Origin of the sequence: Streptomyces sp. NPDC017202, assembly GCF_044331705.1 — a bacterium.
GTDB lineage: Bacteria > Actinomycetota > Actinomycetes > Streptomycetales > Streptomycetaceae > Streptomyces.
The window spans coordinates 898,204-921,409 of the sequence record NZ_JBIRNP010000001.1 but is presented as its reverse complement, the minus strand read 5'-3'; the positions used below and the strand labels follow the sequence as shown (position 1 = coordinate 921,409).

Here is a 23,206-nt window from a genome sequence, read left to right as displayed (position 1 = left end):
CCAGACCTCATGCGCCTCATGCGAATCACTTCGGGCCGGCGCCGGGGAGGGGGACGGGGATGGGGGCGCGCGGCGCGGCAGGTGGCGGTCGGGGCGGTCCCCACCCGGCCTCACCGTCGTCAACACGGGCTTGGGCAAGGACCGTTGCACCGCCGCGTCTCCGGCGGACGCGGTGCCCCGCGTCATCTCGGCCAACCAGGTGACGAAGTGGGCGGCGCCGCGCCGACGGGGTACCCGAGCGGTGGGGCCGTACCAGGCTCTGCTGGACGAGGGGGCGCGGAACCGGCCCCCGCACTGCCGGAAGAACAGCAGGAAGGCTGGACATGACCGCACTCGGATTCCTCTACCCGGGCCACTCCGCCGAGGACGACTACCCGCGCATCGAGCAGCTCCTGGGCAGTGACATCCGGCTGGACCTGGCCCACACGGACATCGGCGAGGACACCCACCGCGTCGACGCCCTGCGACAGCTGGGCGCGCCCGAACGTCTGGCGGCCGGCGTCGAACAGCTGCGGCTGTCCGGCGCCGAGGCGGTCGTGTGGGCCTCCACCAGCGGCGGCTTCGTGCACGGCTGGGAGGGCGCCCACGAGCAGGTGCGCGCCCTGGCCCGCGCCGCCGGGATGCCCGCCTCCTCCACGTCTTTCGGCTTCGTCCACGCGGTGAAGGAGATCGGCGCCGCGCGGGTCGCGATCGGGGCGACCTACCCCGACGACGTCGCCGGGCTCTTCGCCGGATTCCTGCGGGCGGGCGGCGTCGAGGTCACGGCACTGCGCGGCTCCGGCCTCGGCACCGCCGCCGAGGTCGGCACCTGGGGGGAGGCGGAGGTGCTCGCCCTGGCCCGCGGGGCCGACACCCCCGACGCGGACGCGGTCCTCCTCCCCGACACCGCCCTGCACACGGCCGCCCACCTCCCCGCCCTGGAGAAGGACCTCGGCAAGCCGGTCCTCACCGCCAACCAGGTGACCGTCTGGGAGGCCCTCCGCCTGGCCGACCGCCGGGTCAACGCACCCGGTCTGGGAGCACTGTTCACCCGGGAGCCGATCGTGCAGGCGTGAGCGGCGGAGCACCGGCGCCCGCGGCCCACCGACCGTGTGCCGGGCCCGGTGCTCCTGCCCGCCTGCCCGCCTGCCCGCCTGCCCGCCTGCCTGTCTGCCCGCCTGCCTGTCTGCCCGCCTGCCTGTCTGCCTGTCTGCCTGGCGCCCGCGCCTTCCGCTCGTCTGCCGTCCGCGCCTTCCGCCCGCCGGGCGTCCGCGCCTTCCGCCCGCCCGGGGGCCGGTGCTCCTCGCCCACCGGCCGTCCACCGAGGGTCCAGCCCCCGGGCCCGAGTCTCTTCGCCCACCCCACCGCCGGCTGGGCGCCCGGGGCCCGCCTGCCGGGGCCCGGTGCCCGTCGCCCCACGCTCGCCCCCGGACCCCGCTCACCAGCCCTCCGCAGGAATCAGAGCGCCTCGCCCTCTCGCCACCGGCCGGGAATAAGCGGGGACAGCCTCCTGTTAGCGTCCGACGGACAGTGCACGCCGAGATGCAGGAGGAACCCCCGTGGCGGCAGACGAGACGGCGGCAGGCGAGAACAGGGCCGGTGGAGCGGTGGCCGGCGAGGCCGCGGCCGGTGACGTGTCGGCCGACGGGATCCGCGGCGCGGCGCACGGCAGCGCCCCCGCCCCCCTCTCCGTGCTGGACCTGGTCACCGTCGGTTCCGGGCACACCGCCACCGACGCCCTGCGCACCAGCGTCGACCTCGCCCGGCTCGCCGAGGCCCGCGGCTTCCACCGGTACTGGGTCGCCGAGCACCACTCGATGCCGGGCGTCGCCTCCTCCTCGCCCGCGGTGATCCTGGCCCACCTCGCCGCCCACACCGGCCGCATCCGGCTCGGCTCGGGCGGCGTCATGCTGCCCAACCACGCCCCGCTGGTGATCGCCGAGCAGTTCGGCACCCTGGAGGCCCTCGCCCCCGGACGCGTCGACCTCGGTCTGGGCCGCGCCCCCGGCACCGACGGCGCCACCGCCGCCGCCCTGCGCCGCACCGACCGGCTGCACGAGGGCGCCGACGACTTCCCCGAGCAGCTCGCCGAGCTGACCCGGTTCCTCGACGACGACTTCCCCGACGGGCACCCCTACCGCCGTATCCACGCCGTCCCCGGCCCCGTCCAGGCGACCTCCCCCGGCGGCGTCCAGTCCCGGCACCGCCCGCCGGTGTGGCTGCTCGGCTCCTCCGGGTTCAGCGCCCGGCTGGCCGGCCTGCTGGGCCTGCCGTTCGCCTTCGCGCACCACTTCTCCGCGCAGAACACCGTCCCGGCCCTGGACCTCTACCGGGAGTCCTTCCGGCCGTCCGCGGTCCTCGACGAGCCGTACGCCCTCATCGGCGTCTCGGTGCTCGCCGCCGACGACGAGCGCGAGGCGCGCCGCCAGGTCCTGGCCACCGGCCTGAACATGGTCCGGCTGCGCGGCGGCCGGCCCGGCCTGTTCCCCTCCCCGCAGGAGGCGGAGGCCCACGAATTCACCCCGATGGAGCGGGAGTTCGTCGACTCCTGGACGGCGAACATCATCCACGGCACGGCCGACGAGGTCCGCTCCGGCCTCGACGGCCTGCACAAGCGCACCGGTGCCGACGAGTTGATGCTCACCAGCCACGCCCACCGCGGCGACCTGCGCCTGCGCTCCTACGAACTCGTCGCCGACGCCTACGGGTTGCCGACGGCGTAGGACGCGCCGGCCATCAGTTCGGAGATGCGGTCCGGCGACACCGGGCGGGAGTAGAGCCATCCCTGTCCGGTGTCGCAGCCGATCCGGCGCAGCCGCCCGGCCTGCGCGGGGGTCTCCACGCACTCCGCGGTCACGGTCAGCCCGAGCCGGTGCGCGAGGGCGATCATCGCCTCGACGACGACCTCGTCCGCCGGGTTGGGCGGCGCGCCCGTGCCCTCGTACTGGAAGCCGCGCACGAACGACCCGTCCAGCTTGAGCACCGACACCGGGAGCCGGCTCAGGTACGCCAGGTTGGAGTAGCCGGTGCCGAAGTCGTCGATGGCGATGTTCACGCCCATGTCGCTGAGCGCCTGGAGGGCCTGCAGCGGGCGCCCGGCCGAGCCCATCACCGCGGACTCCGTCAGCTCCAACTGGAGCAGCGACGGGTCCAGTCGGGTCTCGGCGAGGATCTCCGCCACGTCCGCCACCAGGTCGGAGTCCCACACCTGGCGGACCGCCACGTTGACGCTCACGAACAGCGGCGGATCGTCCGGACGGGCCAACTGCCAGGCCCGCGCCTGCCGGCAGGCGGTGGCCAGCACCCAGCGACCCAGCGGCACGATGGAGCCGTCCTCCTCGGCGAGCGCGACGAACCGATTCGGCGGCAGCAGGCCGAACCGGGGGTGGTCCCAGCGCACCAGCGCCTCCACCCCCCGCAGCCGCCCGTCCGACATCCCCACCAGCGGCTGGTACTCGAGCCGGAACTCGCCCCGCTCGATGGCCGGCCGCAGGGTGGAGGCCAGCGCCTGACGGGTCATCAGATGGGCGTTGCGCTCCGGGTCGAACAGCGTCCAGCGGTCCTTGCCGTCCACCTTCGCCCAGTACAGGGTCGTATCGGCCGCCTGCATCAGCCCGGTGGCCGTGGTGCCGGCCGCGTGCCGCTCGACGACCCCGATCGACGCGGACACGTTCAGCCGCTGCCCCGAGAGGTCGAACGGCGCCTGGAGCGACTTCAGTACGGACTCGGCGAGGTCCGCGAGCTGCTCGGTGCCCGTGGAGTCCTCCACCAGCAGGGCGAATTCGTCCCCGCCGAGCCGCGCCACCAGCGGCACGCCCGGCCGGGTCCGCCCGGCCTCCTGCGCGCACGCGGTCAGCCGCTCCGCGACGGCGGCCAGCAACTGGTCGCCGACCCGGTGCCCGAGCGTGTCGTTGACCGCCTTGAACCCGTCCAGATCGAGGTAGCACAGCCCGATCCGGCCGGTTCCGCTCCGCTCGAACGACTCCGCCTCCAGCGCCCCCGTCACCCGCTCGAAGAACAGGGTGCGGTTGGGCAGCCGGGTCACCGGATCGTGCATCTGGAGGTGGCGCAGCCGGGCCTGCAACTCCCGGTGACCGCTGACGTCGGTGACCGACAGCAGGACGCCGCCCGTGCCGCCGTCCAGCGGCGCCACCGTGACCTGGGCCCACAGCGAGCGCCCGTCGGGGCGTTTCAGCCGCCGTGTGCAGCGCAGTTTCGCCTGGCGGCCGCGGAGCACCTCCCGGTAGGCGTGCCAGGTGCGCGCGTCGGAGGCCAGGTCCAGCAGGTCGGCGGCGGACCGTCCGGCCAGCCCCGCGGGCCCGCCGCCCAGCAGCCCGCCGAGCGCCTCGTTGGCGTCGGTGACCAGGCCGTCGCGGTCCACGACCGCCATGGCGAGGGGCGCGGCCGCGAAGACGGAACGGTAGGCCGGTGGCCCGCCGTCGGTGTCCTCGGCGGCACCCCTACGAGTAGATGCCTTGATGTCACTCACTGTGACGGCCGACCGGTCGAGGTCTGCCGCGGGCGTCGGCCCTTCGGACGTTCCGCTCACCGCTCGCTCCCGCAGTGCACTCGATCGCTGTCCGCGCAGGAAAGTCTGCCGATCATAGAGGCTGCCCCCGGACGTCCGCAGCCACTGTCCAGTGTCCCGGAACAACCGACGTTTCTGACAGATCGTTTCTGCCCCCGGCTGGACCGGTTCTGCGGGCGGGCGACCGCTTGTGACGTTCCGTGAGTGTTCCGGGGGTGTCGGCATGATGCCCCCGTTTCCGCGTCTTCACTCGTCCGGGGTAGACAAACAGGGCGTATTGCGGCGAATTCCCACAGGCTGGGGGCGGTGTCCCGTGAACCGCTCCCGGAGGTCCCTGTGCCGCGACAGCTCCCGCGCCCTCGACTGCGCAGCACCGCGGCCATGTTCACCACCCTCTCGGCACTCGCCGCGACCTGCCTCATCAGCGCCCCCGCCGCGGAACCCTTCTCGGCCACCCCCTGCGCGCTCAAGCGCACGGACGCCCACCACTCCGAGGGCCTGGACACCTGGAACGCCGCCTATCCGCGGCCCGCTCGCGCCCTCGACGCGGTGATGGTCTTCCTGTCGTTCCCGGACTGGGTGCCTACGGTCCCCCCGGCCGAACTCGCCGCCGACCACTTCCCGGCCACCAGCCGCTACTTCCAGCAGGCCTCCTACGGCAGGTTCACCCTGCGCGCGCACCCCCTGAAGCGCTGGATCCGGATGCCGAAGCCGTCCACCGCGTACGCCATACGGCGGGACTGGAACGCCGCGCACCGCGGCGCCTACCTGCGCGACGCCCTCGCCGCGGCCGACGGGCAGGTCGACTTCTCCCGCTACGACGTCGTCTACCTCGTCGCCGACCCGGACGCCCCCGGCGTGGACTCCGACGCCACCAAGGTCGTCAACATGGACCACCCGCTGCGCGCCGACGGCACCGACATCCGGCGGATCGTCACCGTCTTCGAGCAGCATCCGCCGGACCGGCTCGTCCTCGCCCACGAGACCGGGCACGTGTTCGACCTGCCCGACCTCTACCACCGTCCCACGGACGGCAAGGGCGACTGGGACACGCACGTCGGCGACTGGGACCTGATGGGCAGCCAGTTCGGCCTCGCTCCCGACCTGTTCGCCTGGCACAAGTGGAAGCTGGGCTGGCTGGAACCGCGCCAGGTGGTGTGCGTGCCCCGCGGGACGCCGACCCGCCTGACCCTGGAACCGCTGGGTGCCGGGCCGGACGTGCCGGTGAGCCGGGCCGCCGGCTCGCCGGCCTTCGGACTCGGCAACGGCACCAAGCTCGCGGTCGTCCGCACCGGCGCCGACAGCGCGCTCGCCTTCGAGGCCCGCGGCCGCATCGGCAACGACCGCGCGTCCTGCCGCTCGGGCGTGCTCGTCTACCGCGTCCACAGCGGCGCGGCATCCGGCCGCGGCCCGGTCGAGGTGGTCGACGCCCACCCCGCCACCGACGCCTGCTGGGGCGACTCGGTCTACCCGCCCCTCGCCGACGCCCCGGTCGGCGCCGGGGAGAGCTTCACCGTGCCGGGGGAGGGCGTACGGGTGGACGTGGAGGGGCGCACCGCGGCGGGGGCGTGGACGGTCCGGATCACGGCGTAGGACCTCTCCGGAAGGATCCGCCGGACAGGCCCCGGGCGCGGGCACGCGAAAGGCCCCCCGCTTCCGCGAGGGGCCTTGCTGTCTGTGCGCCGCCAGGGACTCGAACCCCGGACCCGCTGATTAAGAGTCAGCTGCTCTAACCAACTGAGCTAGCGGCGCCTGCTGACGTCGTAGACCTTAGCATCCGGATCCGAGGCGTGAGAAATCGATATCCGCACGGCGGCACGGGCGGCCCGGACGGCCGCCCAGAGCAGGATCTCCGGGCCCGGCAGCCAGGGGTGACGGGCGTCCGGGGCGGTGACCCAGCGGGTGCCGGCGCCGCTCGTCTCCGGGGCGAGCGGCGCCGGCACGGTGACCGCGTCCCCGTTGCCGTGGCACAGCAGCGGCGGCACCGTCCCCGTCCGTCCGTCCCGGCGCCCGTCGGCGCTCCACTCCTCCCACTCCAGGAGCGAGGGGAGCCGCTGGGCGGTGCCGGGCGCGGAGAACAGCAGCATCCGCCCGCGGAACGCGGCCACCGGCCCGGAGCCCGGCCCCTCGTCCCGCATCCGGTCCAGCATCAGCCGCCCGAACATCGCGGGGGCGCTGACGACGTCGAAGACGGAACCGCAGGGCAGCACGACCGGGGCGTGCGGGCGCTCCTCCCACAGGGCCAGGGTGCTGCGCGGGAACGGCGCCGCGGACGCCAGCCAGGCGACGCCGTCCGCAGTGGCTCCGCAGGCGTCGCGGCGGTCGGTGTCCGGGACGTTCCGTGTGCTGCTCATGCCGACCAGGTCTACCCGGCGTGAGCGGGCGATCTCGCAGGGTTCCGGGAAACCGGGACGAGAGGGGAGGGGAAGGAGTATCTTGCCCGCCTGGCATATGCCTGGGCCTGACGCGGGGTGACCGGCGGGGGTTCCGCGACCCTGCGGGCGTCACACGGGGTCGGCGTGCCCGCGTCCCTCGACGTCCCCGCTCAACAGGTCCCGTCCGAACTCGACCATCTTCTTCGCGTAGTCCTCGGTCCACTCGGCCCGGTCGGCGATGTCCGCCGCCGTCAGCCGGTCGAAGCGGCGCGGATCGGCGAGCTGGGCCGCCGCCACGGCCTGGAACTCCATCGCCCGGTCGGCCGCCGCGCGGAAGGCCTGCGTCAGCTCCGTGGCCCGTGTCAGCAGCGCGCCGGGATCGTCTATCGACTCCAGATCGAAGAAGTGCTCCGGGTCACCGGCCGCCTCGGCGGGCTCGAAGAGCAGGGGCGCGGGGCGTAGCCGCGGTTCGTTCCGACCCGGCGTGGGCTCCGCCATGTCTTCTCCTTCTCGCTCGTACGGTCGGGATGGCACCACTGGTGAGCGGACCACCCTCCATTGTCCCCCGGCGACGCAAGGGGGCCGGGGCCCCGGCCTTCTCAAGCGATCCGCCCCCGGCGATGTTCCCCAGCCACCGGCACTTCCAAGCCACCCGGCGCCCGGCTGTCTTCCCCGGCCGCCTCCGGCGGCGTGCCGGACTCCGTCCGGGAGGGGTGGGGTGGGGTGGGGTCGGTCATGGTGTCCAGGGGACCCGGTGTTCGGTCAGGTGTGCCAGCACGGCGTGGTTCGCCTCCCAGCCGTCCGGGAACTTCACGGTGGTTCCCAGCTGGACCGGTTCCGTCGACGGGTAGGCGTCCAGGAGGTCGGTGACCCCCGCTCGGCAGACGACGACGCAGGCGTGGCGGTGGCGGGAGGCCAGGACGCACAGGCGGCCCGTCTCCAGGTGGAAGGCGGTGGCGTCGGGGCGGCCCGACAGAGGATGCAGGACGACCGTGACGTCGTACTCGCGGCCCTGGAGCCGGTTCGCCGTGTCGACGGTGACGTCCGTGACGCCCAGTTCGGCCAGCGCCGCGCGGACCGCCGCCGCCTGGTCGCGGTGGGCGGTGCCGACGGCGATCCGGTCGGCGGTGAGGGGGGTGGGGGCGGGGGAGCGCTCGGAGGTGGCCGCGCCGCCCCGGTCCAGGAGACGCCGGACGACCGCGGCGACCGCCCGTACCGCCTCCGGGTCGGTGCGGGGCGTGTGCCGGGCGGGCAGTTCCAGCAGGCCCCAGCCGGACTCCGCCGCCTCGTCGATCACCCGGTCGGGCCCCGAGCCGTCGGAGGGGACACCGAAGGACAGCTTCCGGTCGCCGTGGCCGGTGCCGCTGCGGAACGGCGTGAACGGGTAGAAGGCGTCCGAGACCAGCGGCGCCGCCGACGCCGGCAGCCGCCAGGACACCGGCAGCCGGTGCTGCGGCAGGCCCGGATTGTGCGCCAGCAGCGTCGACACCGCCGAGGCCGACGGGTCGTACGACAGGCCGGCCCACTGTTCGCTGCCCACGATCGCGAACGGGTCCAGCTGACCCGGGTCGCCCACGAACAGCGCCCGCTCGAACAGCCCGGCCACGGCCAGCAGCCCGTCCGAGCGCATCTGGTAGGCCTCGTCCACGATCGCGTGCGGCCACGGCTCGTCGGCCTTCACGTGCGCCCACTTGGCGGCCGTGGAGATGACGACCGGCAGCCCGGTCAGGTCACCCGCCTTCGCCGACTTCCGTACGTTCGGCAGGTCGTCCAGCGCCTTGTCGTAGGCGTCGGCGTCGCTGCTGTGCAGGCGGCCCACCGGCAGTCCGGGATTCTTCTCGGCCAGCCGCAGCACCAGGTCGTCGACCTGCGCGTTGGTCTGCGCGACGACCATCAGCGGCCGCCCCGCGTCCGCCAGTTCCAGCGCCGCGCGGACGACGAGCGTCGACTTGCCGGCACCGGGCGGGGAGTCCACGACGACCCCGCGCGCGGTGCCGTGCAGCGTGTCGCGGAGGATCGCGTCGGTGGCGCGGGTGGCGGCGGTACCGGGGTCGTGGACGGCCTCGGTGGTCACAGGACGTCCTCCTCGGTGACGGGGTCGGCGGCTTCGGGCACCGGCTCCCCGGGCGGGCCGCCGTGCGTCCACGGCGTGTCCTCCGGGTCGGGCAGCTTGGCGCCGCCGCGCTGCTCGTGCTCGAACAGGGTGAAGCACACCCGGTCGCCCTTCTCGGGCACGGACCCCTCCTCCGGCTCCTTGCCGCGGCCCATCTTGTCGACGATCCGCAGCACCAGCAGCCCCTCGTCCTCCGCACCCTCCGCACCGTCCGGGCCGTCCGGGCCGTCCGGGCCCGCCCGCCGCACGAACTCCGCCGCCTGCGGCTTCCCGCCCAGCGACCGGTACACCTTGACCCGCTCCCCGAGATGCGGCCGGTCGTCCGTGCGGACGGTGACCAGCGGGCGCGGGCTGGGCCGCCTGCCCTCGCCGTACTCCATCACCACGTCGACGACCTCGCCCGCGAACGCCTCCCCGGCCAGCCGCCGCCCCGCCATCACCAGCGGGTCGTCGAGGGCCTCCTGTGCTTCCAGCCGGGCCTGTTCGCGCTCGCGCACGGCCAGCTTGTTGGCGGCGGTGACCGCGTCGTCGCGGCGCGGCTGCGGCGGCTCGCCCGCCACCACCCGGTCGCGGTGGCCGGTGAACGACCAGCGGTCGCGGGTCCACCGCTCCTCGACGTGCGCCCCCTCGGGCAGCTCCCGCAGCAGGTCGATGCCCTGCCACACCTTCTCCCAGGTGGGCAGGGTCCGGCTCAGCACGAGGTCCCGGACCGCCCGCTCGGCGGCGGTCAGCTCGCCCAGCCGGTCGTCGGCCTGGAGGCCGTCCTCGGCGGCGGCCAGGGCGGTCCGCGCGCGGTCGTAGCGCTCGATGGCGGGGGCGAGCAGCTTGTTGTCGAACGCCGGGTCGGTCGCCGGACCGGCCGGCGGACACAGCAGCTGGCCCTTGCCGTCACGGGCCAGTTCGGCCCGCAGCGCGGCCTCGGCGCCGGTACCGCCCCCGGGAGGGGCGATCCAGGCGAGCAGCGCCCCCAGATGCTGGTCCTCCAGGCTGGACTGCCCGGTCGCCCAGTGCCGCCCCAGCACCTCCGTGAGCGCCAGCAGCAGCGAGGAACCGGGCACCCGGGACCGCTCCCCGAAGTGCGTCAGCCACCGCCCGAGCAGCGGCACGCGCGGCGGCGCGGGATACGGCGTCTCCGGGTCCTGCTCCGCAGTGCGCCGGAAGCGTGTGGAGCGGCCCAGGAGGCGGACGTACTCGACGCCCGCGCGGCTCGGGACGATCAGCTGGGGCGCGTCGGAGCACAGCTCGACCTCGACCTTGACGCGCTTTCCGGTCCCGGGGTCGGTCTCGCTGCGCTCGGCGGCCTCGACGGCTTCGGCGTGGGAGTCGATGTACGGCAGGACGATGTCGGCCAGCTCGGCGAGGAACGCGAACCGCAGGTCGCGGTCGCGCGGCTGCGGTACGACCAGCAGCCGGGGCGCGTCCCGGTCGGCGCCGACGAGGGCGCCGAGCGGGGCGCCCGCCTCACCGGCGGTGGTCAGCGGCACGAACACCAGCGGACGCTCGGACAGGTGCCGGTGGCGGACGGTGGCGGCGGGCCGGGCGCGGCCGGTGGCGACGGCCTCCAGCCGGGCCAGGGTGGCGATCAGCGACACCTCGCCCCCAGGGCCTCGTCGCGCAGCAGGGCGGCCCGCCGCAGGGCCGCCACGGTCGGGTCGTCCGGATCGCCGGCCTCCCCGCGCGCGGCGGCCAGCACGTCCTCGACCGTCGTCAGGCCGCCCAGTTCGGCACGGACGGGCCGGCCGAGGGCGGTGACCGCGCCGGCCGCGCGGGAGCGGTTGCGGCAGTGGAACGCCAGCTCGCAGGCGGCCAGGCACTCGGGCGCGTACGCCGCCGGGACCGACTCGACGGCCGCCGTGAGCCGATCGGGCGGCAGTTCCGGCGAGAAGCAGGTGCCCTCGGGGAGCGCGTCGGCGATCTCCTCGATACGGGTCAGCCGGGCCAGCTGGCGGTGGGTGACCGCGCGCTGCTTGCGGATGTCCACGGCGGACGCGGCGGGCAGGTTGGAGAAGTCCTTGGGGCACACCAGCAGGACGCGGTGGCGCACCCGCGGCGCGGGGTCGAGGCGGGCGGCGACCGCCTCCAGCGCCAGCACGTACACCGCGGCCTGCCGGGCGGCCGCGCCGACCTTCGCGGGGTCCGCGGAGCCGTCCAGCAGGGGGAACGACTTGATCTCCACGACCGTCCAGCTGCCGTCGGGGTGCACCACGACCGCGTCCGGTTCCAGGAACGCCGGGGAGCCCGCGACGTCGAGCGCCAGCATCGGGTGGTCGAGGAGGGTCCAGGTGCCGGACGCCAGAGCTGCCTCGCGCAGCGCCAGCGCCGTCCGCGCCGTACGGCCCTCGGGGCCGATCGCCGACAGGTCGGGGACGCTCGCCCCGGTGGGCGGCTCCGCGCGCGGGTCCAGCTTCTCGTGCACCAGGCGCAGCAGGTCGGCGCCGCCGTCCGCCTTCACCTTCGCCTCGAAGGCGTTGCCGCGCGTGAGGGCGAACTGGGACTGGCCGAACGCCGAGGGCGAGCCGAGCGCGTCGGCCAGCGCCGCCTTGTCCACCCCGGCGCCGTCGAGGATCGCGCGCCGGCTGCATCCCGGGTTGGCGGCGAGCGCCGCCAGGGCGCGGGCGTCCAGCGCCTTGGCGGGTACGTCGGGTCCGCGCAGGTCAGCGAGCCGCCGCCGGAGCGCCGTCCCCCGCGTCCGAGGGGGTGGCACCCGGCTCGGCTCCGGGCCCGAACCGTGACTCGCGCTGCCGTGGAATTCGCTCACCCGGGGAAGTCTGGCATCCGCCACTGACAATCGGGGCCTCGGTGCCCCGAGTTGCCACCGGGACGAACGGGAACCGTCCCGCCGCCCAGCCCGCGACCCGGTCCGCCCGGCGCATCACCAGCGGCGCCAGCAGCAGTCCCGCGCCCATCACGGCCGCGCCCGCGGCCGCGTCGAGGAAGTAGTGGTTCGCGGTGCCCATGACCACGATCGTCGTCACCAGCGGATAGACCACGCCCGCGGTCTTCGCCGCGCGGGTGCCGCCGTGCCGCCACAGCATCACCCCGCACCACAGCGCCCAGCCGACGTGCAGGCTCGGCATGGCCGCGTACTGGTTGGTCATGCCCCCCAGGCCGCGCGGGGCGCTCGCCTCGCCGCCCCACCAGCCGTACGAGCTGTACTGGGCCATCGTGTCCACGAAGCCGTGGCCCGCGGAGAGCAGGCGCGGCGGGCAGGTGGGCAGCAGGGTGAAGCCGATCAGACCGATGAAGGTCGACGTCATCAGCCAGGTGCGGGCCGCCCGGTAGTGCACCGTGCGGGACCGGAACAGCCACACCAGGACCACCGGGGTGACCAGGTAGTGCAGCGACGCGTACCAGAAGTCGGCCGGCACCCCGATCCACGCCTCGGTCCGGAACAGCCGGTTCAGCGGGTGCTCGGCGTTGATGTGCAGGACCTTCTCGATCCGCAGGATCGCCAGGCCGTGGTCGACGGCACTGTCGACGTCGCCCCGCGCGAGCAGCCGGCCCGCGGAGTAGCAGGCGTACACCAGCACGAGCAGGGGCAGTTCCGTCCACCACCGCAACCTGGTCGGCGAGGCCGCCTCGGTGCCTGGTGTCTCGGTCTGCGGCATCCGATCGCCTCCCCCTTCGTGTCGCTGCGGTGCCCATGGCACGGAGGTGCCACTTTACGGCCTGGGAAGGCGCCCCCCGCAGGGACGCCCCCGGCACTCAAAGACGCTGGGATCGCCCACCGGGTTGCCCCTGTTCAGGGTGCGCGATGATGGAAGGGTCCCGCCCCTGATTTCCCCGGAAGGGTTCTCCATGGCACCGCGCATCCTGCTGGCCCGGCACGGACAGACCGAGTGGTCGCTGTCCGGCAAGCACACCGGCAGGACCGACGTGCCCCTGCTGGAGGAGGGCCGGCGCGGCGCCAAGCTGCTCGGGGAGCGGCTGCACCGGGCGCCGTTCGACGGCCTCGGCGCCGTCGAGGTCCGCACCAGCCCGTTGACGCGCGCGCGTGAGACGTGCGAACTCGCCGGCTTCGGCGAGCGGGCCACGACGTGGGACACGCTCATGGAGTTCCACTACGGCGCCTACGAGGGCATGACCCCCGCCGAGATCCAGGCGGTCCGCCCGGGCTGGCTCATCTGGCGCGACGGCGTGCCGGAGGGCGAGACCCTGGCGGAGGTCACCGCGCGCGCGGACGAGGTCGTCGCATGGGCGCGGTCCGCCGACCGGGACGTGCTGGTCTTCGCCCACGGACACATCCTGCGTTCGATCGGCGCCCGGTGGCTGGGCCTCCCGCTGGACTTCGCGGCCCGCATACGCCTCAACCCGACGTCACTGTCCATACTCGGCTGGGCCTACGGCGAACCGGCGATCGAGAGCTGGAACGACCTGGGGCACCTGGCGGGCTAGGTGTGCTGTCCCGGGACGTCGGTGCCACGGGCGCCCGTGGCGGTCACGCCTTGCGCGGGGCCGTGGCGTGCCGCTCCAGGAACTCCGAGACGTCCGGGACCCGCCGGTGGGGCAGCAGCACCCGCGCCGTCCCCGCGAGCATCGTCCGGATCCGCGACGACTGCACCTCGTCCAGCAGGTCCAGCACCCGCATCCCGGCCGTGGCCGCCTCGTCGGGCCGTCCCCCGCGCGCGAGGTCGTCCGCCAGCTCGGCGGTGTACAGCGCGATGTTCCGCGTGAAGTGGGGGTCCTGGAGCTGTGCCGCCCGCCGCGCGTGCCGGGCCGCCCGCGGCCACGCCCCGAGCGTCGACCAGCACTGCGCCTCCAGACCCTCCAGTTCGGCCTCGCCGTAGAAGCTCATCCACTCGGGGTCGGCGTCCGAGAGGCCGCGCGCGTACAGGGCGTGGGCACGCGCGAGTGCCTGCTCGCAGCCGGTGCGGTCGGCGAGTCCGGCCCAGCCCCCCGCCTCGCGCAGCGCGAGCAGCGACATCAGCCGGGCGGAGCCCAGCGGGCGGGCGACGCGCTGTGCGGCCTGCGCCGCCCGGACCGCCTCGCGCGGGCGGCCCGCGTCGCGCGCGAGGAACGCCGTGTTGCAGAAGGCGTGCGCCTCCAGGGCCTCGTCGCCGGTCGTCCGGGCGGTCGCGAGGGCCTCCGCGTAGTGCGAGCGGGCGTCGTCGAACCGGCCCGAGTCGTGCGCCAGCCAGCCCACGGAGATGGCCAGTTCGCCCGCGCCCGAGTGGAGCCGGTCCGCGGTCGCCTGCCGTACCGCTCCGGCGTCCAGCAGGGCGTAGGCGGTGCGCAGCGGTGCCGCCGCGCGCCGGTAGAGCCCGTCGGCGCCGTGCCGGTCGTCCAGCAGCCGGATCCTGCGCACCGCTTCTTCCAGGGCGGCCGCCTCGCTCGTCCCGGGGCGCCGCACGGGGCGTTCGGCCGCCGCCGCGTCCAGGGGGAGTCCCAGAGGGCCCATCGAGACGGCGGCCACCGTGGCGCCCCCGCCGGTCATGAATGCGCGACGCAGCACGTCGCTCTCCTCGTCGTTGTGGTGCGTGTCGTACGGGTCCTGCGTGTCATACGGCTCGTGTGCCCCGTGCGTCTCACCGGTGCCCGGCGCGTCCTCGGGGAGGTGCGCCCCCCGCCCGCGGACGGACGAACGGGGCGCGAACCCCAGATCGGTGAGTGTGCGGCCGGGAAACATGTGCAGGAACACCCGCTCGTACGCGTAGTTGGGGCAGCGGATCTCGCCCGCCTCGACGCGGCCGACATAGCGCGCGTCGCAGCTCACCCGCTCCCCGATCTCGCGCGCGGCCCGCCGCACCAACGCGGCGAACTCGGCCGGCGAGCGCTGTCCGCGCAGCCGCCGGAAGGTGAGATTGGGCCGTGCCGGCCGGTCGGGCCGAGGTGGGGTCACCGGTGACGACGCCATGGCCGGGTCCTCTCGTGCGAACCGTCGAACCATGCCGGAAGCGTGGCGGGTCGACCGATCCGTCGGCGTGATCACCCTGTTTCCGGCGGGCATGAACGTACCTTCTGTGATCGGACCGCCACACACTGTTTGGCCACAAAACCGGATATCTCATCCGCGATCTGCCATGAACTGCCATCCTTTGCGGCGCATTTCCGCGTAGCCGTTGACGGCCCGCCGCGTTGGACCCGATGGACGCGCACAGTGACCACTGAGGGAGGCCGGGAGTGGGGACCAGTCGAAGGAACGATCCTCTCGTGTCGCCGGGGACGGCATGCGATCTCGTGACGGTGCCGACCCGGCAGGGGCTGGAGGCGGCCGACATCCTGCGCCGGGGAGCCTGCGACGCGATGGGGCCGGTGCTCCACTACGACGGACACGGCACCCTCGCCTTCCTGGTGCCGCCGGGCACCGCCGCCGCCTGGGACGTTCCGGGCAGCACCTGTACGGAGACCGACGGACGGGGACTGAGACTCGCCCCCGAGCCCCCCGTCGAGGGCTCCGACTGGCTGATCCCGCCCGGCGAGGCCGACCTCGCGACCGACCCGGCCGTGCTCCAGCGGGCGTTGGGGGAAGCGGCGCGGCTCATCGAGGCGGCGGACAGCTGCCGGTAGCCGGTCCGGTTCCCCGGGGCGGCCGCCGGTGAGCGGCGCGTCCCACCCGGCGGTGGACGACCGGGGGAGCACGGCACGCCCGGCCCCTGCGAAAATGCCCGCATGGCAAGGTCCAGGAACTCCCGGCGCGAACGCGACAGCGACGCGACCGTCAGCGAGACCGTCGACGGCGGGCTCGCCCAGCTGCGCCCGGACCGCGACCGGGCGCGGGCCTGGACGCTGCTCATCGACGGGGCGCCCCAGTCGCACGTGGACCTCGACGACCCCGGGTACCTCTCCTTCGAGTACCAGCGGCGGCTCGGTCACGTCATCGACCTCGCCGCCCCGCCCGGCAGACCGCTGCACGTCCTCCACCTCGGCGGCGGTGCCTTCACCCTCGCCCGGTACGTCGCCGCCACCCGCCCCCGCTCCACCCAGCAGGTCGTCGAACGGGACGCGGCCCTCGTCCGGCTGGTCCGCCGGGAGCTGCCCCTGGACCCCGGCGCCCGGATCCGGGTGCGGTCCGCCGACGCGCGTGACGGGCTCGGCAAGGTGCCGGACGGGTGGGCCGACCTCGTCATCGCCGATGTGTTCAGCGGCGCCCGCACCCCCGCGCACCTGACCTCGACCGAGTTCCTCGACGAGGTCCGCAGGGCCCTGAAGCCCGGTGGTCTCTACGCCGCCAACCTGGCCGACGGCCCGCCGCTCGCGCACCTGCGCGCCCAGATCGCCACCGCCGCCGCCCGCTTCCCCGAACTCGCCCTGGTCGCCGACCCCACCGTGCTGCGCGGCAAGCGGTTCGGCAACGCCGTCCTCGTCGCGTCCGACCTGCCGCTGCCGACCGCCGAACTGACCCGCAGGGCCGCCTCCGATCCGCACCCCGGCCGCGTCGAGCACGGCAGGGACCTCACCGACTTCACCGGCGGGGCCGTACCGGTCGTCGACGCCTCGGCGGTGGCGTCACCGGCCCCGCCGCCGTCCGTCTTCCGCTGAGCCCCTCGCCCGCTCAGTAGGTGCCGATCTCCACGCGCGGCGGCCCGTCGTGCCAGGTGCAGAAGACCGACACGCGGTCCGCGCCCGAGGCGAACTCCACCCGGATCCAGGACTCCGTCTTCCACACCTGCATCGACCAGCCCGCGCCCGGCGTGGCCGAGACGAGCGAGGCCGAGGTCCTCCCCAGGTCGAAGACCACCAGCCCGCCGTCGGTGTCGTAGCTCTTGACCTGGCCGGACGGGCTGGGCGAGGCCGCCGGCCGGGAGCGGGACGGGGCCGCCGGACTCCCGGGGTTCCGGGACGGGGAGGGCGTGGCGGCCGGCTTCGTGGACGGAGGGGGCGGCGGGGACGGCGTCGGCGCGGCGCGGTCGGTGGCCGGGGCCGTCGGCGGCCTCGGAGCCCCGGTGGGCACGTCGCCCGCCGTCAGCGGCAGGGCGCGCGGCGGGTCGTACGCCGTGCCCGCCAGGACCGTGTGGACACCCCACCACGACAGCGTGACCGCCGCGCCCGTGGCGAGCGTCCAGGCCAGTACGTGTACGAGTCCTCTGCGCATCGCGGGCCATCCTGCCCCACCCGTCACAGCCGTGTCGCACGGATGCCCCACCGCACGCCCCCGCAGGTCCCCGCGTCCCCACCGGTTGTCCACAGGCGCGGAGTTGTGCACAGGCCCGGAGGGGCCCCGGCCGCATGGCGTAGGTTGCGGCGCATGGCAAGTGTGCTCGTGGTCGAGGACGACCAGTTCGTCCGCTCGGCGCTCATCCGGCACCTCACCGACGCCGCACACACCGTGCGCAGTGTCGGCACGGCACTGGAGGCGCTGCGCGAGGTCGCCCATTTCCGCTTCGACGTGGTCGTGCTGGACCTCGGACTGCCGGACCTGGACGGCTCCGAGGCCCTGAAGATGCTGCGCGGCATCACGGACGTACCCGTCATCATCGCCACCGCCCGCGACGACGAGACGGAGATCGTCCGGCTCCTCAACGCGGGCGCGGACGACTACCTGACGAAGCCGTTCTCGGTGGAGCACCTCTCCGCGCGCATGGCGGCCGTCCTGCGCCGCTCCCGCTCCGGCGCCGGTGAGGCACCGCCGTCCAGCGTGCTGCGCGTCGGCGGGCTGACCGTCGACCCGCTGCGCCGCCAGGCCGAACTGGACGGCGTCCGCCTCGACCTGACCCGCCGCGAGTTCGACCTGCTCGCCTTCCTCGCCGGCCGCCCCGGCGTCGTCGTCCCGCGCCGCGAACTGCTCGCCGAGGTCTGGCAGCAGTCCTACGGCGACGACCAGACCATCGACGTCCATCTGTCCTGGCTGCGCCGCAAGCTGGGCGAGACGGCGGCCCGCCCGCGCTATCTGCACACCCTGCGGGGCGTCGGCGTGAAGCTGGAGCCGCCCGCCGTGCCACCCGCCGGGGAGCCGCGATGAGGTGGGCCCTCGTCAAGGTCTGTCTGGCGGTCACCACGATGGTCGTGGTCGCCTTCGCCGTGCCGCTCGGTCTGGTCGTCGAGGAGTTGGCCCGCGACCGCGCCTTCTCCAACGCCGAGCGGGAGGCCGCCGTCGTGGTCCCCGCGCTGTCCATCACCACCGACCGCGACCAGTTGGAGCGGGTCGTCGCCGCCGCGGGCTCCGACGACGGCATGGCCGTGCACATCCCCGCCGGTGACGGCCGGCAGGCCCTCGACCTCGGCCGGCGGCGCGCCACCGCCGCCGACATCGCGGCCGTCCGCGAGCTGGGCCGCACCTCCACCGCCGAGGTGCCCGGTGGCTCCGCGCTCCTCCAGCCCGTCGCGCTGAGCTTCGGCACGGTCGTCGTCGAGGTCTACGTCCCCGAGTCCGAGGTCAGCAACGGGGTCGCCACCGCCTGGGCGGTGCTGGCCGCGGTCGGCGCCGCACTGGTCGTCGGCTCGGTGGCCGTCGCCGACCGGCTGGGCGTGCGCATGGTGCGGCCCGCCCGGCGGCTGGCCGAGGGCGCGCACGAACTGGGGGAGGGCGGACTGGGCACACGCGTGCCGGAGGAGGGGCCGGACGAACTGCGGCTCGCGGCGGCCGCGTTCAACTCCATGGCCGACCAGGTCGTCCAACTCCTGGCCAACGAGCGGGAGCTGGCCGCCGACCTCTCCCACCGGTTGCGCACCCCGCTGACCGTGCTGCGGCTCAACGCGGCCTCCCTCGGCGACTCCCCGGCCGCCGAGCAGACCCGCGCCGCGGTCGCCCAGCTGGAGCGGGAGGTCGACACCATCATCCGTACCGCCCGCGAGGCCAAGCCGCAGACCGCGGCCGCCGGACCGGGCGCCGGATGCGACGCCGCCGAGGTGGTCCGGGAGCGGATGGCGTTCTGGTCGGCGCTCGCGGAGGACGAGGGCCGCAAGGTGCGGGTGGCCGGCGCCGACCGGCCGGTGCGCGCACCGGTGGCCCGCGTCGACCTCGTCGCCGCCCTCGACGCCCTGCTCGGCAACGTCTTCCGGCACACCCCCGAGGGCACGGCCTTCGCGGTCGACCTGCACGACGGCGAGGACGCGGTGATCGTCCTCGTCTCGGACGCGGGCCCCGGCATACCCGATCCCGAGGCGGCGATGGCCCGCGGCCGGGGTTCCGGCAACGCCGGGTCGACCGGGCTCGGGCTGGACATCGTGCGCCGGCTCGCGGAGTCGACCGGCGGGGACGTGCGCATCGGCTCGTCCGTGCTGGGCGGCACCGAGGTGCGGATCTGGATCCAGCTCGACGGGCGGGAGCCGGAGCGCAGAGGGCACCGGGGCACGGTGCGACGGCGCCGGCAGGGCGGACGGACCGTCACCTTTAACCGCTCCCGATCCCTTCCTTAAGCGCGCCCTAAGATCCCTGACCCCTACCCCGATCAGGCTTTTTGCCCGATTCGGGAGCGCTAGCGTGCTGCCGCACCCCACCCCCGTGAGCAGTGAAGGCAGGGCACGCGATGAGCACGCACCGGCGCACCGTCAGAACCAGGAACAAGCTGATCGGGGGCGTGGTCGCCGCGGCCGCCGTGGGCGGTGGCGCCGTGTTCCTCACCGGCACCGCCCAGGCGGCCGGGATCGGAGCCGCGTACACGAGGACCAGCGACTGGTCGACGGGGTACACCGGGCAGTACGTCGTCACCAACAACAGCGGCGGCGCGAAGACCGACTGGACGCTGGAGTTCGACCTGCCGGCCGGGGCGCGGATCGGCTCGCTGTGGAACGCCGAGTCGAGCGTGACCGGACGGCACGTCACGGTGAAGCCGGCCGCGTGGGACGAGGACGGCCTGGCCGCCGGCGAGTCCGTCACCGTCGGTTTCGTCGTCAACGGCACCGCCGACCCCGCCGGTTGCCTCATCGACGGAGCCACCTGCTCGGCGGACGGCGGCGCGACCCCCGAGCCGAGCGGCCGCCCGACCGGGACCCCGACGGCCTCCCCGGCCCCCACCACTACGGCCCCCACCGCCTCCCCGACCGTCACCGCCACCCCCGGACAGACGGCCACCGCCTCCCCCTCGCCGTCCGGGACCCCCGGCTCCGGGACCCCCGGTTCCGCCGCCTTCGCCCCCTACGTCGACACCTCCCTCCACCCCGCCTTCGACCTCCTCGCCGCCGCCACGGCCACCGGCGTCAAGGACTACAACCTCGCCTTCGTCACCGACGGCGGCGGCTGCACGCCCAAGTGGGGCGGCGTCACCGACCTGGCGAGCGACGGCGTGGCCTCCCAGATCGGCGCCCTGCGCGCCCGGGGCGGTGACGTCCGGGTCTCCTTCGGCGGCGCGTCCGGCACCGAACTCGGCACCACCTGCGCCTCGGCGGACGCGCTGGCCGCCGCCTACGGCAAGGTCGTGGACGCCTACCGGCTGACCAAGGTCGACTTCGACGTCGAGGGCGGCGCGCTGCCGGACACGGCCGCCAACACCCGCCGTGCCCGGGCCGTCGCCGAGCTCCAGCGCCGGCACCCCGGCCTGGACGTCTCCTTCACCCTCCCCGTCATGCCCGAGGGCCTCACCCAGGACGGCGTGAACCTGCTGGCCGACGCCAAGGCCAACGGCGTGGAGATCACCACCGTCAACATCATGGCGATGGACTACGGCCCCGCGTACAGCGGCGACATGGGCACCTACGCCGAGCAGGCGGCCACCGCCACCCAGGCCCAGGTCAAGAGCGTGCTGGGGCTGACCGACACCGCCGCCTGGAAGACGGTCGCCGTCACCCCGATGATCGGCGTGAACGACGTCGCCTCCGAGGTCTTCACCCTCGGGGACGCCACCCAGCTCGCCGCCTTCGCCGAGGCCAGGGGCCTGGGCTGGCTCTCCATGTGGTCCGCGACCCGCGACCGGCAGTGCCCGTCCCCGAAGAACACCGCGGACCCGACGTGCAGCTCGGTCACCCAGACCCCGAACGCCTTCACGAAGGCGTTCGCCGCCGGCCGCTGAGCAGGAATCGGGTGCTTCCCCGCCAGGATGGATGTATTGAGCGAAGGCTTAGATATCCAGGAGGTCGTCCATGCCCAAGACGCTGATCGACATCGACGAGGACCTGCTGGCCGCGGCAGCCATGGCGTTCGGCACGAAGACCAAGAAGGACACGGTCGACGCCGCGCTCAGGGAAGGAGTCGAACGCAAGAAGCGCGCGCTCGCCCTGGCCCGGCTCGCGGCGCGGGCGGACGCGGGTGACTTCGACATGCTGCTGGACAAGGAGAACCACCGTCGATGAGCGCGGCCGCCCACCTCATCGATACCGGCGCACTGGTCCGCGTCCTGAAGCAGCCTGCTCGCGCCCTCTGGGAGAAGCCTCTGGAGGAGGGGCTGATCGCACGCTGCCCGCTGACCGAGATCGAGTTCCTCTGCAGCGCCAAGAACGCCGAGGACCGGGCCGGGCTGGTCGAGGACCTGGACGCCCTGTTCAGCCGGATCCCTGTGGACGACCGGGCCATGACCCGCGCGTGGGACGTGCAACGCGAACTCGCCGAGAAGGGGCGGCACCGCTCGGCGGGCGCCGTGGACCTGCTCGTCGCCGCGACGGCCGAACTCCAGGGGCTGACCGTGCTGCACCACGACAACGACTTCGAGACGATCGCCTCGGTCACGGGCCGGTCGACCCAGTGGCTCGCGGCACCCGGCAGCCTCTGACCGGGGCCGCCGCCGGTCACCCCGCGCGCAAAGGCAGCGGGGCGCGGCACGCCCCCACGGCGTGCCGCGCCCCTTCCCCTGTTTCCCCGTTCCCCCGTTCTCCCGGGATCCCCACCCCGGGGGTCTTCGGTCAGGCCGTCTCGAGCGCCGGAAGGCTTCCCGTGCGGGCCGCCTGGCCGTACCAGAGGGCGCTCGACTTCGGGGTCCGGGCGAGGGTCGCGTAGTCCACGTACACCGCGCCGAACCGCTTCTCGTAGCCGTACGCCCACTCGAAGTTGTCCATCAGCGACCACAGGTAGTAGCCGCGCACGTCCGCGCCCTCGGCGATGGCGCGGCGCACGGCCCGCAGGTGGCCGTGCAGGTAGGCGATCCGCTCCGGGTCGTGGACGCGGCCGTCGGAGTCGGGCTTGTCGTCGTAGGCCGCGCCGTTCTCCGTGATGTACAGCGGCAGGCCCGGGGCCTCCTTCGTGTACCGCATGATCAGCTCGTGCAGACCCGTCGGGTCGATCGTCCAGCCCATCTCGGTGCGCTCGCCCGGCGTCTGGTGGAAGGCGACGTCGTCCGCGGCCGGCCAGGGGGAGTGCTCGCCGGCGCCGTGGCCGTCCGCCCGCGGCGCGGTCGGGTCGGCGTCCGCCGCGGAGACGAGGGTGGGCGTGTAGTAGTTCAGGCCCAGCGCGTCCAACGGCTGGTTGATGGTGCGCAGATCGCCGTCGAGGACGTACGACCAGTCGGTGAGCGACGAGGTCGCGGCGAGGAGCGTCTCGGGGTAGGCGCCGCGCAGGATCGGGCCGTGGAAGACGCCGTTCGCCAGGTCGTCGATCCGGCGGACCGCCGCCAGGTCGTCGGGGGTCTGCGAGAGCGGCCTGACGACCGAGGAGTTGAGGCTGATCGCCACCGAGTTGCGGGTCGGCATCACCGACCGCAGGGCCTTGGTGCCCAGACCGTGGGCCAGGTTGAGGTGGTGCGCGGCCTTCAGCGACGCCGCCGGGTCGGTGCGGCCGGGTGCGTGCACCCCGGCGGCGTACCCGAGGAAGGCGCTGCACCACGGCTCGTTGAGCGTGATCCACTGCTCCACCCGGTCGCCGAGCGCCTCCCCGACGATCTGCGCGTACTCGGCGAACCGGTACGCGGTGTCCCGCGCCGGCCAGCCGCCCGCGTCCTCCAGCTCCTGCGGGAGGTCCCAGTGGTAGAGCGTGACGGCCGGCTTGATGCCCTTCGCCAGCAGCTCGTCCACCAGCCGGCGGTAGAAGTCCAGGCCCACCTGGACCGCCGGGCCGCGGCCGGTCGGCTGGACCCGCGACCACGAGATGGAGAAGCGGTACGAGGTCAGGCCCAGCTCGGCCATCAGCGCGACGTCGTCGCGGTAGCGGTGGTAGTGGTCGACAGCGATGTCACCGGTGTCGCCACCGGCGGTCTTGCCGGGTGTATGGCTGAAGGTGTCCCAGATGGAGGGCGTGCGGCCGTCCTCCCGCACCGCCCCCTCGATCTGGTAGGCGGACGTCGCGGCGCCCCAGAGGAAGGCCGGAGGAAAGGTCACCGGGTTGGCCGACTGTGCGGACTCAGGCATGGAAGCGCTCCCATGAGTGGTCGTCGAGGTCGTCGAGACCGACGAAGGATGGGGGGAAGAGGT

At 74.4% G+C, this 23,206-nt stretch carries 21 protein-coding genes, 1 tRNA gene and 1 pseudogene; 12 read left to right on the top strand and 11 right to left on the bottom strand.

Annotated features, from left to right (window positions below; all coding sequences use genetic code 11):
• Positions 1-178: 178 nt before the first annotated feature.
• The 3 genes and pseudogenes from ACH4N1_RS03880 to ACH4N1_RS03870 form a co-directional block, all read left to right on the top strand.
• Positions 179-327 (top strand): annotated as a pseudogene (locus ACH4N1_RS03880) (decarboxylase); the annotation flags it as partial.
• Positions 324-1,055, top strand: coding sequence for a decarboxylase (locus tag ACH4N1_RS03875; RefSeq protein WP_398094294.1), 732 nt, complete (start codon positions 324-326; stop codon positions 1,053-1,055). The pseudogene ACH4N1_RS03880 and the gene ACH4N1_RS03875, both read left to right, overlap by 4 nt.
• Before the next feature lie 531 nt (positions 1,056-1,586).
• Entirely contained in the window at positions 1,587-2,702 is a 1,116-nt protein-coding gene (locus tag ACH4N1_RS03870) for an LLM class flavin-dependent oxidoreductase (RefSeq protein ID WP_398094401.1), read from the top strand.
• Here the strand turns inward: ACH4N1_RS03870 and ACH4N1_RS03865 are convergent.
• The gene (locus ACH4N1_RS03865) at positions 2,681-4,528 is read right to left on the bottom strand and encodes a putative bifunctional diguanylate cyclase/phosphodiesterase (protein ID WP_398094292.1); all 1,848 of its coding nucleotides are present in this window, start codon (positions 4,526-4,528) and stop codon (positions 2,681-2,683) included. The genes ACH4N1_RS03870 and ACH4N1_RS03865 overlap by 22 nt on opposite strands.
• Positions 4,529-4,888: 360 nt before the next feature.
• Between ACH4N1_RS03865 and ACH4N1_RS03860 the strand changes: the two genes are divergently transcribed.
• Positions 4,889-6,100: a M6 family metalloprotease domain-containing protein gene (locus ACH4N1_RS03860; protein ID WP_398094291.1), complete on the top strand. Its 1,212-nt coding sequence runs from the start codon at positions 4,889-4,891 to the stop codon at positions 6,098-6,100.
• 85 nt (positions 6,101-6,185) lie between these two features.
• On the opposite strand, the gene ACH4N1_RS03855 is transcribed toward ACH4N1_RS03860, so the two are convergent.
• The 7 genes from ACH4N1_RS03855 to ACH4N1_RS03825 all read right to left on the bottom strand — a co-directional run bounded on the left by ACH4N1_RS03855 (position 6,186) and on the right by ACH4N1_RS03825 (position 12,603).
• Positions 6,186-6,259 (bottom strand) — tRNA-Lys (locus ACH4N1_RS03855).
• A complete protein-coding gene (locus ACH4N1_RS03850; RefSeq protein WP_398094290.1) occupies positions 6,250-6,861 on the bottom strand; it encodes a bifunctional DNA primase/polymerase in 612 nt (203 codons plus the stop codon). The genes ACH4N1_RS03855 and ACH4N1_RS03850 overlap by 10 nt, the downstream gene beginning before the upstream one ends.
• A gap of 150 nt (positions 6,862-7,011) precedes the next feature.
• Positions 7,012-7,380 carry a hypothetical protein gene (locus ACH4N1_RS03845; RefSeq protein ID WP_366059358.1) on the bottom strand — a complete coding sequence of 123 codons (369 nt, stop codon included), beginning with the start codon at positions 7,378-7,380 and terminating at the stop codon, positions 7,012-7,014.
• A 235-nt stretch (positions 7,381-7,615) separates the two neighbouring features.
• Entirely contained in the window at positions 7,616-8,956 is a 1,341-nt protein-coding gene (locus tag ACH4N1_RS03840) for an AAA domain-containing protein (protein WP_398094289.1), read from the bottom strand.
• A complete protein-coding gene (locus tag ACH4N1_RS03835) occupies positions 8,953-10,587 on the bottom strand; it encodes a hypothetical protein (protein WP_398094287.1) in 1,635 nt (544 codons plus the stop codon). Before ACH4N1_RS03835 ends, ACH4N1_RS03840 begins: the two co-directional genes overlap by 4 nt.
• The gene (locus tag ACH4N1_RS03830; RefSeq protein ID WP_398094285.1) at positions 10,578-11,699 is read right to left on the bottom strand and encodes a hypothetical protein; all 1,122 of its coding nucleotides are present in this window, start codon (positions 11,697-11,699) and stop codon (positions 10,578-10,580) included. The genes ACH4N1_RS03835 and ACH4N1_RS03830 overlap by 10 nt, the downstream gene beginning before the upstream one ends.
• The gene (locus tag ACH4N1_RS03825) at positions 11,650-12,603 is read right to left on the bottom strand and encodes a phosphatase PAP2 family protein (protein ID WP_398094284.1); all 954 of its coding nucleotides are present in this window, start codon (positions 12,601-12,603) and stop codon (positions 11,650-11,652) included. Before ACH4N1_RS03825 ends, ACH4N1_RS03830 begins: the two co-directional genes overlap by 50 nt.
• A gap of 190 nt (positions 12,604-12,793) precedes the next feature.
• Between ACH4N1_RS03825 and ACH4N1_RS03820 the strand changes: the two genes are divergently transcribed.
• Entirely contained in the window at positions 12,794-13,390 is a 597-nt protein-coding gene (locus tag ACH4N1_RS03820) for a histidine phosphatase family protein (protein ID WP_398094282.1), read from the top strand.
• A 43-nt stretch (positions 13,391-13,433) separates the two neighbouring features.
• Here the strand turns inward: ACH4N1_RS03820 and ACH4N1_RS03815 are convergent, their stop codons facing one another.
• Positions 13,434-14,849 carry a hypothetical protein gene (locus ACH4N1_RS03815; RefSeq protein ID WP_398094400.1) on the bottom strand — a complete coding sequence of 472 codons (1,416 nt, stop codon included), beginning with the start codon at positions 14,847-14,849 and terminating at the stop codon, positions 13,434-13,436.
• Between the two features lie 266 nt (positions 14,850-15,115).
• Between ACH4N1_RS03815 and ACH4N1_RS03810 the strand changes: the two genes are divergently transcribed.
• Positions 15,116-15,502 (top strand): hypothetical protein, encoded by a 387-nt coding sequence (locus ACH4N1_RS03810; protein WP_398094280.1) that lies wholly within the window; start codon positions 15,116-15,118, stop codon positions 15,500-15,502.
• Between the two features lie 102 nt (positions 15,503-15,604).
• Positions 15,605-16,474: a spermidine synthase gene (locus tag ACH4N1_RS03805; protein ID WP_398094278.1), complete on the top strand. Its 870-nt coding sequence runs from the start codon at positions 15,605-15,607 to the stop codon at positions 16,472-16,474.
• A 13-nt stretch (positions 16,475-16,487) separates the two neighbouring features.
• Here ACH4N1_RS03805 and ACH4N1_RS03800 read toward each other — a convergent pair whose 3' ends face one another.
• Positions 16,488-17,027 carry a hypothetical protein gene (locus ACH4N1_RS03800; protein ID WP_398094276.1) on the bottom strand — a complete coding sequence of 180 codons (540 nt, stop codon included), beginning with the start codon at positions 17,025-17,027 and terminating at the stop codon, positions 16,488-16,490.
• Between the two features lie 153 nt (positions 17,028-17,180).
• On the opposite strand from ACH4N1_RS03800, the gene ACH4N1_RS03795 reads away from it, so the two are divergent.
• From ACH4N1_RS03795 to ACH4N1_RS03775, 5 genes are all read left to right on the top strand, one after another.
• The gene (locus ACH4N1_RS03795; protein ID WP_398094275.1) at positions 17,181-17,894 is read left to right on the top strand and encodes a response regulator transcription factor; all 714 of its coding nucleotides are present in this window, start codon (positions 17,181-17,183) and stop codon (positions 17,892-17,894) included.
• Complete coding sequence (locus ACH4N1_RS03790; RefSeq protein ID WP_398094273.1) at positions 17,891-19,291, top strand: ATP-binding protein; 1,401 nt, start codon at positions 17,891-17,893, stop codon at positions 19,289-19,291. The genes ACH4N1_RS03795 and ACH4N1_RS03790 overlap by 4 nt, the downstream gene beginning before the upstream one ends.
• A 110-nt stretch (positions 19,292-19,401) precedes the next feature.
• Entirely contained in the window at positions 19,402-20,880 is a 1,479-nt protein-coding gene (locus ACH4N1_RS03785; protein WP_398094271.1) for a cellulose binding domain-containing protein, read from the top strand.
• A gap of 70 nt (positions 20,881-20,950) precedes the next feature.
• Complete coding sequence (locus tag ACH4N1_RS03780) at positions 20,951-21,160, top strand: type II toxin-antitoxin system VapB family antitoxin (RefSeq protein ID WP_398094269.1); 210 nt, start codon at positions 20,951-20,953, stop codon at positions 21,158-21,160.
• Positions 21,157-21,576: a PIN domain nuclease gene (locus ACH4N1_RS03775; protein ID WP_398094267.1), complete on the top strand. Its 420-nt coding sequence runs from the start codon at positions 21,157-21,159 to the stop codon at positions 21,574-21,576. Before ACH4N1_RS03780 ends, ACH4N1_RS03775 begins: the two co-directional genes overlap by 4 nt.
• Before the next feature lie 130 nt (positions 21,577-21,706).
• Here the strand turns inward: ACH4N1_RS03775 and ACH4N1_RS03770 are convergent, their stop codons facing one another.
• Positions 21,707-23,143, bottom strand: a complete 1,437-nt coding sequence (locus ACH4N1_RS03770; RefSeq protein WP_398094266.1) for a GH1 family beta-glucosidase — start codon at positions 23,141-23,143, stop codon at positions 21,707-21,709.
• Positions 23,144-23,206: the final 63 nt, after the last annotated feature.

Excerpts from the sequence above, each read along its gene's own strand:
- ACH4N1_RS03850 (WP_398094290.1), bottom strand. The coding sequence starts at position 6,861 with ATGAGCAGCACACGGAACGTCCCGGACACCGACCGCCGCGACGCCTGC.
- ACH4N1_RS03790 (WP_398094273.1), top strand. The coding sequence starts at position 17,891 with ATGAGGTGGGCCCTCGTCAAGGTCTGTCTGGCGGTCACCACGATGGTC.
- ACH4N1_RS03875 (WP_398094294.1), top strand. The coding sequence starts at position 324 with ATGACCGCACTCGGATTCCTCTACCCGGGCCACTCCGCCGAGGACGAC.
- ACH4N1_RS03785 (WP_398094271.1), top strand. The coding sequence starts at position 19,402 with ATGAGCACGCACCGGCGCACCGTCAGAACCAGGAACAAGCTGATCGGG.
- ACH4N1_RS03770 (WP_398094266.1), bottom strand. The coding sequence starts at position 23,143 with ATGCCTGAGTCCGCACAGTCGGCCAACCCGGTGACCTTTCCTCCGGCC.
- ACH4N1_RS03815 (WP_398094400.1), bottom strand. The coding sequence starts at position 14,849 with ATGGCGTCGTCACCGGTGACCCCACCTCGGCCCGACCGGCCGGCACGG.
- ACH4N1_RS03845 (WP_366059358.1), bottom strand. The coding sequence starts at position 7,380 with ATGGCGGAGCCCACGCCGGGTCGGAACGAACCGCGGCTACGCCCCGCG.
- ACH4N1_RS03795 (WP_398094275.1), top strand. The coding sequence starts at position 17,181 with ATGGCAAGTGTGCTCGTGGTCGAGGACGACCAGTTCGTCCGCTCGGCG.
- ACH4N1_RS03805 (WP_398094278.1), top strand. The coding sequence starts at position 15,605 with ATGGCAAGGTCCAGGAACTCCCGGCGCGAACGCGACAGCGACGCGACC.
- ACH4N1_RS03860 (WP_398094291.1), top strand. The coding sequence starts at position 4,889 with ATGTTCACCACCCTCTCGGCACTCGCCGCGACCTGCCTCATCAGCGCC.
- ACH4N1_RS03780 (WP_398094269.1), top strand. The coding sequence starts at position 20,951 with ATGCCCAAGACGCTGATCGACATCGACGAGGACCTGCTGGCCGCGGCA.
- ACH4N1_RS03820 (WP_398094282.1), top strand. The coding sequence starts at position 12,794 with ATGGCACCGCGCATCCTGCTGGCCCGGCACGGACAGACCGAGTGGTCG.
- ACH4N1_RS03825 (WP_398094284.1), bottom strand. The coding sequence starts at position 12,603 with ATGCCGCAGACCGAGACACCAGGCACCGAGGCGGCCTCGCCGACCAGG.
- ACH4N1_RS03775 (WP_398094267.1), top strand. The coding sequence starts at position 21,157 with ATGAGCGCGGCCGCCCACCTCATCGATACCGGCGCACTGGTCCGCGTC.
- ACH4N1_RS03800 (WP_398094276.1), bottom strand. The coding sequence starts at position 17,027 with ATGCGCAGAGGACTCGTACACGTACTGGCCTGGACGCTCGCCACGGGC.